We start from the raw sequence: 16020 nt of genomic DNA, 5'->3' as shown, positions 1-16020 counted from the left end.
TGGAAAAGATAGATGACAATTATAAAGTTAACAACCATTCTAACTTACTATACTTTATGGCATTCAGTTAGAAATTGCACAAAAATTTAAAAAACAGTGTATTACTAATCATTTTCAAGAATATCTTTAAGTATTGTTTTCATTTCGTTCTCACAGAAATCATTGAATTTTGTCTGATCGTAAATTGCCATAGTATTAGGGCCATTTTTCAGTAGCCTTGAAGTTATCTCTACTGACGATAATTTATCTACCAGGTTCTCTACGTTATGAACATCTGACCCGATACCTTTAAATGCGTCATATAGTGTGGATGGCACTACTGGATTATGCCCTCTTAGTATCAGCCATTCTGCATAAGATTTCAATTTTCCCATATGCGATAGGCCTTCCGATACGTTGAGCTGTTGGAGCAATGTATGCAAAGGAACAACGTATGCTTTAGATATATCGCCCCTGGAGCTAACATATACAGTTTCGTTCCCAAGCCCTGCTGCTATCAGATCCCTGTATATTTCTCGAACGATATCTCTAAAAAGTGGTGAGTTAGCAACGAGAACCATTTGAGAATACAGATTCGAAGGGATATTGAATTTTTCAACTAAATCTCGGGGTATTGAATTCACTGATGTGGACATGTATGAATACTGGTCACCAACGCTTGAATATGGGGTATCATCCCAGTCCAGAATGTTTCCACCCCCGCCAATTAAAGATATAAGTAGAACAGGGAAGCCATACTTTTCCCTAACACTATACAGGCCATCAATATTATGGTCTACCCTTTCTTCTATGATTTTCGAGGCTAAGCTGCGGCCGTTATCTGATATATAATATACAGATTGCCTTCCCGTTTCATAGTTTCTTCCTGGCCTATCCTCCAAAATTAGACCCTGTGCACTTAAATATAGTATTTCCTTTGTGGGATTACCTCCATGATATTCTGTATTAATCCTCCCCTGTTTGTAGACGCCCATGCGAATACCACCTAATGCAGCCCGGAACAATACATCCTCGGCTGCATTAACGTTGAGTCTCTGGTATTGTATATCTTTAATAAAATCTGGGAGTATATCCCTGTCACTTTCTGATGACATAGAAGGTTGTTTATAATTATACCAAGGCCTATCATTTTGATTTGTAAATTCCCTCACCTTCTTCTCGAAAGACATATCTATATCGGGTGGTTGTACAATATCAATGACTTTTTCGTTAATTTTTGTAATTGGCCCCATAGACAAAGTATCAGAATTTTCTGTTACAATAAATCTTAACTGGAAACTGGATGTGTTTGCGAGTTTAGACGCGTCGTGTTGAAAATGGCTTGTAAGTTCAACCTCTATTCCGATGTCGGGATCGGCTTTATTTGTGCGGTAACCCACAACATCTATTCTTTGGTCTCCATATATTGGGTACTCAGTATCAGCATCAACATAGTAGTAGTTCAATATACGCGAACATAATTCCTTTATATCCTCATGCCTTCCCATACTAGTTTATGGGCACTTAATTATTTAAATTATTCATGAGAACGGGGTATGTAGCACGATTCCTTGTGCTATATACTTACAATATAAATTCTCTTGCCGAGAGTTTATTCCACCAATCCGGCTTTGCACCTGATCCAAACTTAGTTCATTTCCTCTCTTTGAATCCATATATTCCCTTTATAGAAATGGGTCAACCAAGGTGAAAATTTGTAATTTATTATATTGATGATAAGCAGCTCCGTTGAATATACAAACAATAAGGTAAAAATGGTAATAAGGCCAATAGTAACATACTGCAAGATAGCAGATGATTCAGGATAACAGAAGGTGCACATTATTTTATGATATATATACTGTGCTGAAATTTTGCAGGAAGAAGGAAAAACTTAAAGATCTATTGAATACTGGCTAACTCAAACAACTGAATTTCTACGGAAATACATATAATTATTAAGTTAAAATTCATGCTATATAGATTATAGTGGCGCTTTTACCTTACGCATTTTTTTCTTCACTTGGATATATAGGCATATTCGCTTTAAGCCTGTTATCCAGCCTTATAATTTTTATACCTGTGCCTTATCTATTTGTTATACTATTTGCTGCCCTAAGCGGAAGATTTGATCCAGGACTATTGATATTATCAAGCACCGGTGGTCCAACAATTGGGAAAATGGTCCTTTTCCAGTCATTTTACAGTGGAGCTGCTATTACAAAGGTTAAAACCAGGGAAAACCTAACTGCCTTTCAAACTCTTGTTTCCAGATACGCCTGGATTGCAGTGTTTATAGTAGCAAGTACTCCATCTCCAGACGATATTGTTTACGTTCCACTTGGGATTGCAAGATACAGTAGAATACGTTTTTTAACTGCCCTGCTTGCTGGAAAAACCGTAATTACTGCCTTGACAGTTCTTGGTGCAGGCATATTATCTCATTCTGTATTTGGCTCCCTGAACCTTGGAGAAGATAAATATAGCACAATAGAAATTATCATAATAGGAATAATATTTGCAATCCTGGCTGTGCTTATAACCTATATTATAAATCGCATAGATTGGAAAAAATATATTGACAAACATGCTTCCGTGAAATCCAGAAAACAGAAATTGCAGTAAGGAAAATGTAAATTATAATTATTTGTTACTTCACAATATGATATCACGAATTGAGTTCCTGTATAAACACCACAATATAGAAAAAAGAGTTATATGGGTATAGAAATACCAATTTTTCTTACAAAGGTTTAGATAAAAATGAGGACATACCTGAAAATATCTAAAAGTATACCAATTTCCAACTTCTATATAGTAAAAGTGCGGGCACTCGATGGCCGGGATAGTTTAGATGCAATATTTTATATATTGCTATGTGATATTTTGTTGCGTAGTATGCATACTGTATAATTTTAAGGGGGGAGAAAATGAGAATACTGAAAAGTGCAAAGGAGTATAATAAAAATGAAGCTAGTATAAATTATCCTGTTTTTGATGTAAATAAGAATGTAACTTTATTGCTTAATGCTGATAGTGTTGAGATAAGGAATAAACCTAAAAAGGGTGAGCACTGTGTCCCATCTATAGATTTAATAACAGGCAAATTAGTATATCAGTGTGCTGTAGATAAGAAATAAGTCCGTATAGTGATAACTTTTGCTTTTTTATTTTCCTGGAAACTTGCTGATACTAACAAGGAGGTTTTATTATGATCACCCGGCTCGGGAAGACAGAAATATATAACAGAAGAACTAACTTTTCAAAACACAGGTAATAAGGAAATTATAGAAATTATACTGGAAATAGATGGGTTTAGGGATAATCTAAAAATATCGGATAAAAACGGTATAAACTTAGTATATCTGCCTAAATATGAGATAATAAATAGAGGGGAATCTAAAGGTGAGCTTAGTCCAGATATTATTAATAAGGTAAGAGATAATAAAATTTACCTGCTATGGATTATCTTAAATGAACCCTTGTTGCCAGGGCAGCAACAGATTCTATTTATGAAGTACGTTAAACAACCCGGGAGAAAGGGTAAAAGAAGAAAATTGTCCATCTTTTTGAATGAAAACATTAAGGATAAAATCATTTTTTATGATAACGAGACTATTACTATCAGTGCAAACTGGGCCGAGGGATTATCTGTTGAAAAGTTTCCTATATTCGCTATAACAAAAAAAGAAAAAATTTTGTCTTTTCTTCCATCTCCAATAAAATCAAGTATCTATAATGAGCTAGATAACATTATATTATTGCAGGATGATACAATCCATTTCCGTATGAATAAGGAATCTCATTTTTTTCAATATTCTATATCTCAAAATTTAAAAATAAAATACGACATAGATTTTATTTATCATACTTATTTTATAGCGCCCGAAAAAGATGAAAAATATTTAATACGTTCATTATTGACGTTTATGCTATTATTCCCATTCACAGTACCGTTATTCGTGTTTTTACATTTAAACATATCTCACATTTATTTGATATACTGGAAGTTGAGGTCGTTCTTATTCTAACACTAGCTTTGCGCAGCTAAGAACAAAATTCGTCAACTATAGAATATGGACTGCCATATCAATAATATTAATGGGTATCTTATTTGTAACTGGCCTGGTATATTTATTATAGTGTATCTATACACCCACATAGCATTGCACATTTATATGGAACTATTCTGATTTCAGTTCCAGGATTTAAGCAGATTCAACAACCTTTCTCGGAATTTCTGCTTTAGGCTCATCAAATTGTTTGTCAGGTTTTCTAAATCTTTATAATTTCAGTATTTCTATTTGAAAGTGCAGTAATTGTCTGTAAATTATAAATGACCTTGCATAATTTATATCTGAGAGATGAAAAATGTAATACCAATTAAAGTAAAGATAAAAAATTATGGATTGAACCTATGCCGGACATTGAGCGTCCGCGCAATTACGATGCAAGATACAGGAAATTACTGAGCGTTTAGATATTTTTCTGTATGCCCGAGTTGTTATCTTGGCCATTGTATTGCAAATCCCGTATTTCTATACTCCATGCTTCTAATAACTAGAAATATATTATAAAGAAATTTGTCAATGACACTATGGATTGCCTGGAAAAGCACAACGAAAGAGGCAATTCAGAGTTAGTATTTGCTAAAGACAGGAAGATACTTGGCCGGAATATGCCGAAAAGAATGGATGGCAGGATAAGCAATGTACTGTCATACACCAGAGTCTGGTATGATTTGTTCAATATAGGAAGACTTTAGAATAGTGTCAAACACCCATAAATATTGTATCAAGAATCATAATAATACAAGACAACCTCAGGATATTCATAGCCTCGATACTGATTAAGCAAATCCATTTTGCATAAATCCTGCACTGTCTAAGAGGCATCATGGAGGTTATTTGTGATCTACTGTAAAGCCAGTTGGCTTTCCCCAAAGGAATCGTTAAAAATTAATACCTAATCCCGATAAAGAATTATGGAACTTTCACTCGTGGAAATTAAAGAAAAGCTTAAACCACAACTGAAGAGTCTTTTAGATGTTGATACTTTTAAAATTGTTGCAGCGGAACGTAAAGAGAAATTTTGGGTTTTAGTCATACAAATACCAGGAAATCCAGAATGGACCAGGAGGAGTAGCTCATTTTCTTCAAACCAAGACAACCGCATTAAATGTAGAACCTGACACAGGTAAAATAGAAGCTATAATGCAATAAGAGTGTGCATTTTAATGGGAGAAATACATTACAATATCCAAATTAATGGGCGGAGAATGAAACCTATACTCAATGCCTTGCTTGATACAGGTTCTTCTCTTAATGTCCTAGGCCATCAGCTTCCAGATGGGCATTTAACTTTTGAAATTGGTCCAGAAGTTTATAATTCTGAGGGAACCGAAGCACTTATTCCAGATACAGAAGAGAAACAAATCTTTGGGACGTTAACATTTGAAAGCATAATTATCGGTGGTTTTACAATTACTGACCCTAGATTCACTACATTTACTCTTATGAAGATAGCCGATGAAGCAATAATAGGCCACCCCTTAATGCAATATCTCGAAATGATACTGGATTTCAGACCTGATAATGAAAGTGCTTCTATTCATCGCGCAACATCTATTTAATTGTACTGGGAAAATAAAAGATTTCATTAATCTAACTATAACATCAAAGTGCCCAAATTTACCGACAGTATATCAGTGTTTCCTTATCCTAAGATTTTCCACAGATGAAATAAAAATTCTATATTTTTCCGTTTTTGTAGCGTATGCCATATATAAAGATTCTATTTCGATGGGAAGTAGTGTTTATTCTTCATTTATATAATTTGTACTTTTACTGGATAAATACTGATAATCAATCCTCCTTGTTAATATATTTAAATTGCGGGAAAAATACAAGAATTCACCAGTATTAAGAATTATTTCTTTGCATATGTATAAATTAGTTTTCCATTATACTCTCCTACAAGATAATCTACATTATGTTTAGGCTTTTTAGTTGTTGATATTACTTCTTTAGTTTCAAGTAACTCTTTTACTATATCGTCTGTTTTCTTCCTTATTTTTTTATCTTCAAATGTTGTAGTATTTCCTTCAAGCATCTTCATTTTAAATCATCCCCAAGCATATACAGTATTAAATGATAAATTTATGAATATCACAAATTACGTTATTATTGAAAATATTTAAATATTTGCATCCGTGTTGCTAAAATACAGTTAAATAAATAAAACATATGTTATTTATATCAAATTACAAATATATTGCAAACTGGTATGGAATGAATTGTTGTTATATGGAACTGCCGGGATTTTCTATATAATCAATAACACTATCTTTAACAGTATTTGATCTGTTCCACTTAATTTAGGACAGTTATAATTGAGAATATATAAAAATATTAAAATATCTCAGGAATGTGCTATATTCATAATTATTGACATATATACGAACATACAGGTTAACCATTCCCAGAACATAATTTACCTATTAACCCAGTAAAAATCACACGGATATACTGTAAAAATATGATGATAAGGTTCGCCTATGGAGATACAGCAAAATAAAGGATTTTATTAATCTAACCATATCATCAAAAGTGTCCAAATTTAGAGGGGACACACCAGTATTAAACGGGATAACTACATTCAATAAACTTTCCATTTCTGTATTCCAGATATCCCCTATTAGCATTACTTTTTCCAGGAATTCATCTATATTAAATCCTTGAACTTGCGTATATTTTTGCAGTTTATAATTTATCATTTCCATATTTATTTTAACATTATATTTTGTGATTAGGAGCCATAAATCATATAAATCCCAGGCAACAGGGTTTTTTCTCTCCATAATAGCTTTTATTTTTTCTGCTGCGAATTCTTCTGTCTCTAATGTAAAAAGAAAATAGGGCCTTATTTCCGGATAAATTGTAGTTCTTAAAACCTTTTTAGGATTATAAAATGGCCGTACATACAAATTTATATCAAGTTTTATGGACTGTATTGCCCTTACACTATGGGACATTTCATAAAAAGGCCCTTTAATTTTTAAATTGTATCTAAGCATATCTCTTCTTTTAAGGGTACTATACTCTATAGGATAAAAATTATTAACTTCATTAATAGCTTTTTTAACTCTATTTTCTACATCAGATGTATCATAACTTTTATCAAAAATAAAGTCAAGATCCTCTGAAAATCTCCCTGAACCATAAATTTTTGATATAGCAGTGCCACCAATAAATATTATATCTTCAACTGGACTAACATAAAAAAGACTGTTTAGAACAATTTCCTGCAGATAATCCTTTTCCGTACTGTATGAATTTTTAAATCCCATAATTTTTGTGTAATTCTTCCACTTCTTGATTTCAATATTATTATTCATAAAATCACCGCCTTTTATTTATTAATGCTAGAATTATTTCATATGTTTTTTTTGAATGCATTTTTTCTGAATAAAATAATAATTTATCTATATTTATTAATTTATTTCTAATCCCGTTATCAAGGGCTTCTTCTATATATGCAATAGGCGGGTTTGATAAATATACAGAATCAACTATTGCTTTTTCCGGATCGGAAATAGAAATATATGTATTTTTATCTATATGGTAACCATAAACTTTAGTGTTCTTTAATGTTATAAATTTTATTTTATACCCTTCAATTTCTACATCCTTATGCCTTTTTGGTGAAATAACATATATTGTATTGTATATCTGGGTTACCAGGTCATAATAAGAAAAAGCAGATGATATGCCTATATACGATGGTTCCAGAATATTGGATGCGATAGTAAATATATCTGTCCCGGGCATATAGAAATTATTCCTGCCTGCCCTTTTTGCATAGCCGTGTTTTACTAAACGATTTGCTACCAGTGATGAATACCTTATATTGCTATTTTCTATGATTTCTATATCATATGTTCTGAATATACCTTTATAGTCATTTTTAATTGTATCAAGTAAGTTAATAGTATTCACATTTCATTATTTTAATTAAGTATTTATGATTATTGTTTATCATAATTGATAAACAATGTGTTATAATATTTTACGGGCATATTACATATATTATTAATTGCTTTTTATAAACTCAGACTACTATAGGTTGAAGAGGCTTAAAAAATATTAAATAGTTTAATGGTATAAATTCACACTTATGATAAAGCATATTGCTATAAAAAATTTTAAAGGAATTAATTCTCTAGAAATCACACCAAAGAAATTTAATGTTCTCGTCGGTAGAAATAATACCGGAAAAACTTCTATTCTTGAAGCTATTTCTGTCTGCACGAACCCCAACTTAATAAAAGATTTATTGATGTATAAATATGGACCTTTTTTTATCAATTATTCAAGTGATAAGGCTTCAATAAAAATTGATACAGATGATAATAAGGTTAAAAAACTGAATCTTCGAAATCCAACTCCTGAGCAAATTCTTAATTTGCTTAAAAACGATTTAAACGAGTTGTCCATTAAAAAAGATAACGTATATGTGGATATAGGTAGGTATATTGATGTTGAAAAAATTATTAAAGTTCTTGACAAAGATAGTATTTATGAAGCATCCCTTGATTCTATTGCAGTTTTAGTTAACTATTCAGACCACCCAGTAATTTTAACAGCGGAAAGATATAATGATTTACTTATAGATACATTATCTAAATTATATGATACTTATATATCTAAAAATGAAAAAAATTCCGCAACCGGCAAATCAAATAGCAATAGGATGGAATTTAGAGATAGGCTTAATATGCTAAGATATCGTTACCCTTTAACTAGGAATGATTCGTTTATAATAGACAAAAAGGACAATGTAACATTTATTAATGATACATTGCTCTCGGCAGAATTTTTTCATAAAAGCCAAAAACTTGCATTACAGGTGGAAAATATAATTAAAAAAGATAATATCATACCAAATCTGAAAAGATTTGATTTCTACTCGATTGTATTGGACACAGAAGAGGGAGATCAAGAAATTCCTGTAGAATCTATGGGTGATGGATTTAAATCCCTTGTTCATATTCTTATAAAATTGTATGACAATGAAGGCGACATAATTGTAATTGAAGAGCCTGAAAATTATATGCACCCTGGGTATATAAGGGAACTAATTCATTACATTATTTCAATTGCAAATAACAGCCATGTTCAGCTATTTATTACCACACATAGCCAGGATTTTCTTTATACGCTGATTTCCGACGACGCTCTACCTGAAAAGGATATAGAATTTTTAAAAAAGGAACTTTTAATTTTGCAATTTTCTAAATGGAAAGATGACATAATATTATCCAATTTAGATTATAATGATGCTGTTTCTGATATGGAAGACCTATTACTTGATTTACGGGGAATATAATTGAAGAAACTTATAATGCTGGAGGGCAATCACGATTATCAATTTATAAAATATCTAGTTAAAAATAAATACAGTGAAAAAGATATATCCACTTATAACTTCAGCAACGCAAATAAAAATAAAGCCGAGACTAATTTTTTAAGAAACTTCATCCAGGATACCCGGTATAATACTAAAAAAATGGCAATCAAAATTGAAGATGGGAAATATAATCTATTAAAACTGATGACAAAATCCTTACCGCTAATTGTTCAGGCAATGGAACAATTACAGCTAATTTATATAACCGACTTAGATAATAAAGAACCATTTGATATGATTAATAAAATGAATGATGATTTTAAAGCAAGGGGAAATACATATAAGTTTAAAATTGGGAAGCAGTTAATTAACTGTGATCATATTTATGCATCCAAAATACAGGGTGTTAATAACAATAAAAATGTATATGCTGATAATATTATATTTATATTTTTTAAAGTAAGTCTTGAAGATGAATTACCATCATTTGAAAATAATATTCCAGATAACGATGAACTTTCACTGTTTATTAATAATAAGGAGCATCTACCTATAAAGAAAATTTTAAATGATTCAGATAATTAACAGAATTTCAAGATGTGGTTTCAAGGAGGTCTAATACTTTTACAGACAAATCGCGGAAACTCTAGTGTTTATACACGAATATTGTGCTTAAACCTGCTCAATAAAATTGCTTCCAAACGGTAACCATAGAAGTATAATTATTAACACATTCAGGCAGTTTAATAGAGCATGAAAACCAGTTAATTCCCTTTTCTTAAGATCATCAAGGAATAATTCCCACTCTATTTCAGTTTCAGAATCATATATTCTTGATCCTAATATCTCCCTGTATCCATCACTGTTAATTCCTACACATATGTATATTGCCTTATTCCTGTACCTTCCATTATCTCTTATTTTAAGGTATGTGCCATCTATGTATATGAATCTATATTCTCCATCTATTTTCCTTTCAAGGAATTCATTAACTGTTTTATCAAGCCTTGAGGATAATGATGATACATATGATGCTGATACCTGTACATCTAAGGATTGTACTACTTTATTAACGCTTCTTGTAGATACTCCACTTAAGTATGATTCCAGTATAATGGATTCTACTGATTTCTCTACCCTTGAATAATTGTCAAATACAGCTGTATGGAAAGATGTTTCCCTGAACTGTGGCTTATCTAATAGAATCTTTCCATCTGTTGTCAATAATGATCTCTGCTTATATCCATTCCTGTAATCCTTTCTATTGTTATTCCTCTCATACCTGGATGCATTTATTTGCTCTTCTGCTTCCTCATTCATGAGATCATTAAGAATCCACTTCTTTAAATCCCTCATATTCTCTCTATTCAATCCATAACTTTTTATCTTTTCTTTTACTTCTTTTAATTGGTCTTGCACTTTTTTCACCCCAATCTAAATTGTGCAAGGCCATTTATAATTTACAGACAATTACTTACACTATCTGAAATCATTAAAGTAATAACATTATTAGGTAATAAACAATGTACTAAAGTGCCTTAATATTTTCGATCTATTGCAATATATAGAGACTGGAGTTGCCAAATATAACGGCTTGTGTGCAATAGCGAAAAAGGCAATAATTTATTTATATGCATTCAGAGTCTACAAAAAATGGTTAATAAGACCTGAAGACATACAATAACTTATTGAGATGGGGCGCTCGAATAATTGTATACAGACTATTCAATATACTTCACCACGGAGGGTATAGAGGTGACAAAAAAATATGTCTACATTGGCGAAAGCAGTGACTTAGGGTTATCAGAGAGGAGTTCCAGAGTTTTAATAATATCATTACTTATTACTGATAAACTCAATAATAGTGATCCATATTATATAGAATTAATCGACAATAATAAATTCCCACAATACTGTATAGATTTATGAAAGAAAAAAGAATAGACCAGTGCAGGCTGGTACTTTCTCTGCGCACCTCAAGGTACACTTGACCAGTCTGTCTTACCTGTTAATAAAACATTAATTAGCCCGATATAAACTTTGCCGCAATTTTTAAGGTAATTTTTCAATTCATTATCTAATATATATCTATCACTATTGTCTAAACAATAAACCTCAATTTATATTTTAGAGTGCCTAAGTTCATAAACATTTTAGTATACTTTCAAGTAATATACTTTCAAGTATATGATATTCATTGATAGAATAAATGAATTAAAAGCGTTAAATGACCGGTATGACAGCGGCAAAGCAGAATTTATAGTAATTTATGGTAGGCGACGTGTTGGCAAAACTGAACTATTGAAACAATTTATGAACAATCATGATGGAATAATATTTACAATGTGAAATAATCGACAAAGATATAATTTAATAGGTTCTCTAAACTATTAAGTAATTTTGACGACTACGTTTTAAGCAAAAATTCACTGAACAATTTGTTCCTCTATTTAAATATTTATGTAATAAATCACTAAAAGAATAATTAGTATTTGTAATTGATGAATTTCAATATCTGGTAAAAACTGATAGTTCATTATTATCAAAATTGCAGGGTTGCTGAAAAAATGCAAAAGTATTACCATTATTTTTGGCACTGATGGTTTCAATAAAAATTAATACAATCAATCGATAACAATAGGAAAACCATGGCAAAACACACTATGAAGGGATTCGACAGTTTATTACCATATAACACTGCACTTTCCACTTTCAAGGGTGAAAAGTGGACCTATCCTGATTCTATTCAACTTCCTCTCGATAGTGCAAGTGGAAAAATTTCATCCGGGGAAATAATAACCACTGTAAATATCCCTGATAAAAATAAATCCGCAATGGATGGATATGCATTAAAATCAACAGATACCTTAAATGCTACACCGGCAAATCCGGTTAAACTGGTACTGAAAGGGACTATTGCCGCAGGGGATACTCCAGAAGAAATAGTAAAAGATGGGACATGCATAGAAATCTATACCGGTTCCATAATGCCTGAAGGCAGTGATGCTGTCGCAAGGGCAGAAAATTGCGAAGTAATTGGAAATTACATCTATGTCTATTCTTCAGTAAACTCGGGAGAAAACGTCGCACCTGCAGGTGAGGATTTAAATATAGGAGATACAATACTGGGTAAAAATAGCTTGATATATCCACAGAACCTGGCGGCCCTGAAATCTAGCGGCATTTCTGAGGTAAATGTCTATGGCAATATCTCAATAGGCATTATAAATACCGGAAAGGAACTTATAAATAAACAGATAGAAAACTCAACCGGCATGCTTCTAAGAACATTTTATACCAGCAGCTTTACAGAAACAATAGATGGGGGCATAGTGGATGACGATAAGCCATCAATAGCTGTAGCTGTACGTTCCATGATAGAAAAATGCCATATACTCATAGTCACAGGAGGAAGTAGCCTGGGAAGGAGGGATATGACCACCGATGCACTCTCTGGTGAAGGAAAAATGCTATTCTCGGGCGTATCCATAAAGCCCGGAAGGACAATAGGGTTGTTTAACATAAAAAATAGACCTGTATTATCGGTTTCCGGGCTTCCAGTTGCTGCCCTTCTATCATCCATGATATTTGTTGATAGCTATATAAAAAATATATACGGGGTAAACTATATACATAGAGCCAGTTCAATACTTGATAAAAGCATACATAACAGGGCAGGGTTTACCACATTTCAGATTGCAAGGAGTTATGCAATAGATGGGGAATTGCACTCTATACCATTGAACACAAAAGTTTCAGGCAATCTTACAGCCATTATTAAAGGCAATTCAATAATAAAAATAGACGAGAATCTGGAAGGGATTCCCGAGGGTTCAAGGGTCAATATTTATGTAATAGGTGATATAAAATGGGATTAATATTTCATGATTTGACAAAATTCCAGGATGCACTGGAAATAGTAAAAAATAATATGGCAGAATTAAAGGATGCAGAGGAAATACCGCTTTACAATGCCACAGGAAGGATTTCAGCTGAAACCATATTCAGCAATAATAACCTTCCACTGTTCTCAAGGTCCCAGGTTGATGGCTATGCTATTATAGCAAGTGACATAAAAGGAGCATCCTATGATTCTCCTGTAAGCTTAAAACTTGCGGGAGAAACAAATATAGGTGAAAAGGCAGTGGAATTTCCAGGAAGTGGCAAATGTATTAAGGTTCCTACCGGCGGCGTAATACCTGTTGGTGCCGATGCCATGGTGCCATTTGAGGATACAAAGCAAGAAGGAAATGCAATACAATTTTTCCAGCAGGTGAACCGGTTCAATGAGCTTTCCAATGCTGGCATAGATGTGACTAAGGGAGAGAAGCTACTGGATAGCAATTCTATGATTGACCCCAGAAACATAGCGGTTCTTGCCTCTACCGGAATTGGCAATATAAAGGTAAAAAGAAAACTCAATATTGGAATTGTGTCAACAGGAAATGAGCTGCTTTATCCAGGAACTCCATATAAGGAAGGAAAAATATACGAATCAAACAGCCTTTCCATTAAGGCTGAACTTTCTAAATACCCTGCTTTCAATGTAAATGATTATGGAATTATTGAGGATAATTATGATAAAATCAAAAGTGCAATCGATAGATCAATAGAAGAGAACGATGTTACACTTACCATTGGGAGCACATCAGCAGGAGACCACGATATGGTATACAAGATACTTGGAGATAAAACTCCAGGCATTATATTCCACGGAATAAGGGTAAAGCCCGGAAAACCTGCAATTTTTGCCATGTCCGGTGAGAAAATAATGTTTGGCCTCCCCGGATTTCCTGTTTCATCCATGATGATACTTTATTCTCTGGTCATACCGAACCTATTCAGGAAAACAGGCTATGAATTTTCAGAGGTTTCAGTTGACGCAATAACAGGGCAGCGCTTTGAATTGCATCAGGGAAATACCGACCTATTGCTGATAAAACTTGTAAAACATGGTGAAACTTATAAAGCCTATCAGGTACCGGGAAACTCTGGTTCAATATCAAGAATAAGCAAGGCTACCGGCTATTCCATTATAGATTCAAAGACCTCTTTTATGGATATTAATTCCAGAATAAATGTTAAACTGTTTACAGGGAATATTCCATCCATACTAATATATGGTCAGTATCTTCCTGCAATGGAAAAACTTCCATCCCCCATATCCAGTATATCAACCTTTGTGGAATCTGGATTCAATGAAATAAAGCGTTCCATGGAAAATGCAGATGCTGATGTTTACCTCTGGAACTATGAAGAGTTGCCAGATAATAAGAACTATGACTCATCTATAACCATAGAAATCCCCTATGGCATTGCATACTCTGAAGAAAATTACACTACAATAGCTGTTCCATACCGTGGTTCCGGGCTTTACGAAAAATCTCTTTCCTTAGCTGAAGGCATGGATACTACATACCTTGACAAGCCTGAAATAATATGTGATTACATTAAGAATGGTCGCTGTGGTGCCGGAATTACCTATAGGGAATATGCGGAACTGTACTCATTAAAATTCGTTGAGAACGGAAAAATAACGTTCCATGTCTATATCAATAAAAACAGCACAAAGTTTAATGAATTGAAAGATGCTTTTAACTCAATTGCTGGCAAAACGACATGATTGCCATAATATTTGCTAAAAATAGCCAGAGACTTCAAAACAAGCACAACATGGAATTATGCGGGGAGAAAATGATAGATCGTATTTCCAGAATACTATCTGAAACAGGGCGTTTCAGTAATATAATACTATTCACAAAAAATTTTTCACTTAAATCAAAATTTGCAGTAACAGAAGAAGACGATACCAATGGCATACTATTTGATTCAATTCTCTATTGCCTTGAAAAGTACCATGAATTTCTTGCAATAGGCGGTGATATGCCATATATAGACAAAAAAAGTATCGAGAATATCTTTGATAATTATAAAGGAAATAGCGTGGCATATAAGTCAGGTAATTTTTATCAACCCCTCTTTGCAGTATACTCTAGGGATGTGGAGCAACCTATGTTAAAATACAGAAAGGAGGGTAACGGAAGCATAAGAAAATTCATGGATGAATACAGTATGCTATTCATAGAAGGTGATCAAGAAAAACTAAAGAGCATAAATACAGAGGAAGACCTTATAGATGCAAGAAAAAATCTAAGGTGCCCTTAATATTGAAATAATTTTATTAAACTCCTCCGGATACTTTATGGATTCACCTTCATAGGTTCTGTTTGTAGCTGTTATCGTATAATCATGCTTTATTGCAAGGTAATCTTCACTGCCCAGGACAAGAAATTTAATTGATTTGTCGAATGCCTTGAAACCCTCAATAATGAAAATATCAACATCATTTTCTTTTTCTATAATTTCATCAGTGCTGGTTTCTTTCTCAACCATACTATATGTTCTTGACGGTGCTAACCCGTAAATTCTGTAGGCTCCAGCATTCTCCATCTTCCACGTATCTTTATATTCGGTATCCAGTGAAATATTATCATGTGGAATATTTTTGATATACCCTATTTTCATGCTTCCCGACAGTTCGGAAATAATGTTAGCAATTATAGTAGTCTTTCCAGAAGATGATGAACCAAAAAAAGAGAAAATTTTCATATTTCCTTATTAATTAAAAATATA

At 32.8% G+C, this 16020-nt stretch carries 16 protein-coding genes and 1 pseudogene; 11 read left to right on the top strand and 6 right to left on the bottom strand.

Translation table 11 applies throughout. The features are described from left to right. Positions 1-104: 104 nt before the first annotated feature. Positions 105-1487, bottom strand: a complete 1383-nt coding sequence (locus FACI_RS09600) for a hypothetical protein (protein WP_009888135.1) — start codon at positions 1485-1487, stop codon at positions 105-107. A 481-nt stretch (positions 1488-1968) separates the two neighbouring features. Here FACI_RS09600 and FACI_RS09595 point away from each other — a divergent pair, with 481 nt between their 5' ends. From FACI_RS09595 to FACI_RS09575, 5 genes are all read left to right on the top strand, one after another. Beyond that, complete coding sequence (locus FACI_RS09595; RefSeq protein WP_009888133.1) at positions 1969-2604, top strand: SNARE-associated domain-containing protein; 636 nt, start codon at positions 1969-1971, stop codon at positions 2602-2604. A 305-nt stretch (positions 2605-2909) separates the two neighbouring features. After that, a complete protein-coding gene (locus FACI_RS09590) occupies positions 2910-3119 on the top strand; it encodes a hypothetical protein (RefSeq protein WP_009888132.1) in 210 nt (69 codons plus the stop codon). Positions 3120-4576: 1457 nt separating this feature from the next. Beyond that, the gene (locus FACI_RS10355) at positions 4577-4744 is read left to right on the top strand and encodes a hypothetical protein (RefSeq protein ID WP_009888129.1); all 168 of its coding nucleotides are present in this window, start codon (positions 4577-4579) and stop codon (positions 4742-4744) included. A 219-nt stretch (positions 4745-4963) separates the two neighbouring features. Beyond that, a complete protein-coding gene (locus tag FACI_RS09580) occupies positions 4964-5170 on the top strand; it encodes a hypothetical protein (protein WP_009888127.1) in 207 nt (68 codons plus the stop codon). Between the two features lie 45 nt (positions 5171-5215). Then, entirely contained in the window at positions 5216-5611 is a 396-nt protein-coding gene (locus FACI_RS09575; RefSeq protein WP_009888125.1) for a hypothetical protein, read from the top strand. 296 nt (positions 5612-5907) lie between these two features. On the opposite strand, the gene FACI_RS09570 is transcribed toward FACI_RS09575, so the two are convergent. The 3 genes from FACI_RS09570 to FACI_RS09560 form a co-directional block, all read right to left on the bottom strand. Next, a complete protein-coding gene (locus FACI_RS09570; protein ID WP_009888124.1) occupies positions 5908-6096 on the bottom strand; it encodes a hypothetical protein in 189 nt (62 codons plus the stop codon). A gap of 397 nt (positions 6097-6493) precedes the next feature. Next, positions 6494-7375, bottom strand: a complete 882-nt coding sequence (locus FACI_RS09565; RefSeq protein ID WP_009888122.1) for a nucleotidyl transferase AbiEii/AbiGii toxin family protein — start codon at positions 7373-7375, stop codon at positions 6494-6496. Positions 7376-7379: 4 nt separating this feature from the next. After that, positions 7380-7976: a type IV toxin-antitoxin system AbiEi family antitoxin domain-containing protein gene (locus FACI_RS09560; protein ID WP_009888121.1), complete on the bottom strand. Its 597-nt coding sequence runs from the start codon at positions 7974-7976 to the stop codon at positions 7380-7382. A gap of 178 nt (positions 7977-8154) precedes the next feature. Here FACI_RS09560 and FACI_RS09555 point away from each other — a divergent pair, with 178 nt between their 5' ends. Further along, positions 8155-9366, top strand: coding sequence for an AAA family ATPase (locus FACI_RS09555; protein ID WP_009888120.1), 1212 nt, complete (start codon positions 8155-8157; stop codon positions 9364-9366). Continuing rightward, positions 9367-9972 carry a hypothetical protein gene (locus FACI_RS09550; protein WP_009888118.1) on the top strand — a complete coding sequence of 202 codons (606 nt, stop codon included), beginning with the start codon at positions 9367-9369 and terminating at the stop codon, positions 9970-9972. A gap of 156 nt (positions 9973-10128) precedes the next feature. Here FACI_RS09550 and FACI_RS09545 read toward each other — a convergent pair. Then, positions 10129-10806 (bottom strand): annotated as a pseudogene (locus tag FACI_RS09545) (IS256 family transposase); the annotation flags it as partial. A gap of 768 nt (positions 10807-11574) precedes the next feature. Between FACI_RS09545 and FACI_RS09540 the strand changes: the two are divergent. The 4 genes from FACI_RS09540 (at position 11575) to mobA (ending at position 15552) form a co-directional block, all read left to right on the top strand. Continuing rightward, positions 11575-11736 carry an ATP-binding protein gene (locus FACI_RS09540; protein WP_009888115.1) on the top strand — a complete coding sequence of 54 codons (162 nt, stop codon included), beginning with the start codon at positions 11575-11577 and terminating at the stop codon, positions 11734-11736. Between the two features lie 299 nt (positions 11737-12035). Further along, the gene (locus FACI_RS09535) at positions 12036-13265 is read left to right on the top strand and encodes a molybdopterin molybdotransferase MoeA (protein ID WP_019841828.1); all 1230 of its coding nucleotides are present in this window, start codon (positions 12036-12038) and stop codon (positions 13263-13265) included. Then, positions 13256-15010, top strand: coding sequence for a molybdopterin molybdotransferase MoeA (locus FACI_RS09530; RefSeq protein WP_009888111.1), 1755 nt, complete (start codon positions 13256-13258; stop codon positions 15008-15010). The genes FACI_RS09535 and FACI_RS09530 overlap by 10 nt, the downstream gene beginning before the upstream one ends. Continuing rightward, positions 15007-15552 (top strand): molybdenum cofactor guanylyltransferase, encoded by a 546-nt coding sequence (gene mobA / locus FACI_RS09525; RefSeq protein ID WP_009888105.1) that lies wholly within the window; start codon positions 15007-15009, stop codon positions 15550-15552. Before FACI_RS09530 ends, mobA begins: the two co-directional genes overlap by 4 nt. On the opposite strand, the gene FACI_RS09520 is transcribed toward mobA, so the two are convergent. Next, complete coding sequence (locus FACI_RS09520) at positions 15538-15996, bottom strand: molybdopterin-guanine dinucleotide biosynthesis protein B (RefSeq protein ID WP_009888103.1); 459 nt, start codon at positions 15994-15996, stop codon at positions 15538-15540. The two genes, mobA and FACI_RS09520, sit on opposite strands and share 15 nt — an antisense overlap. Positions 15997-16020 lie beyond the last annotated feature (24 nt).

The organism is Ferroplasma acidarmanus Fer1 (assembly GCF_000152265.2).
GTDB classification, from domain to species: domain Archaea; phylum Thermoplasmatota; class Thermoplasmata; order Thermoplasmatales; family Thermoplasmataceae; genus Ferroplasma; species Ferroplasma acidiphilum.
This window is presented reverse-complemented; position numbering and strand designations above follow the sequence as displayed.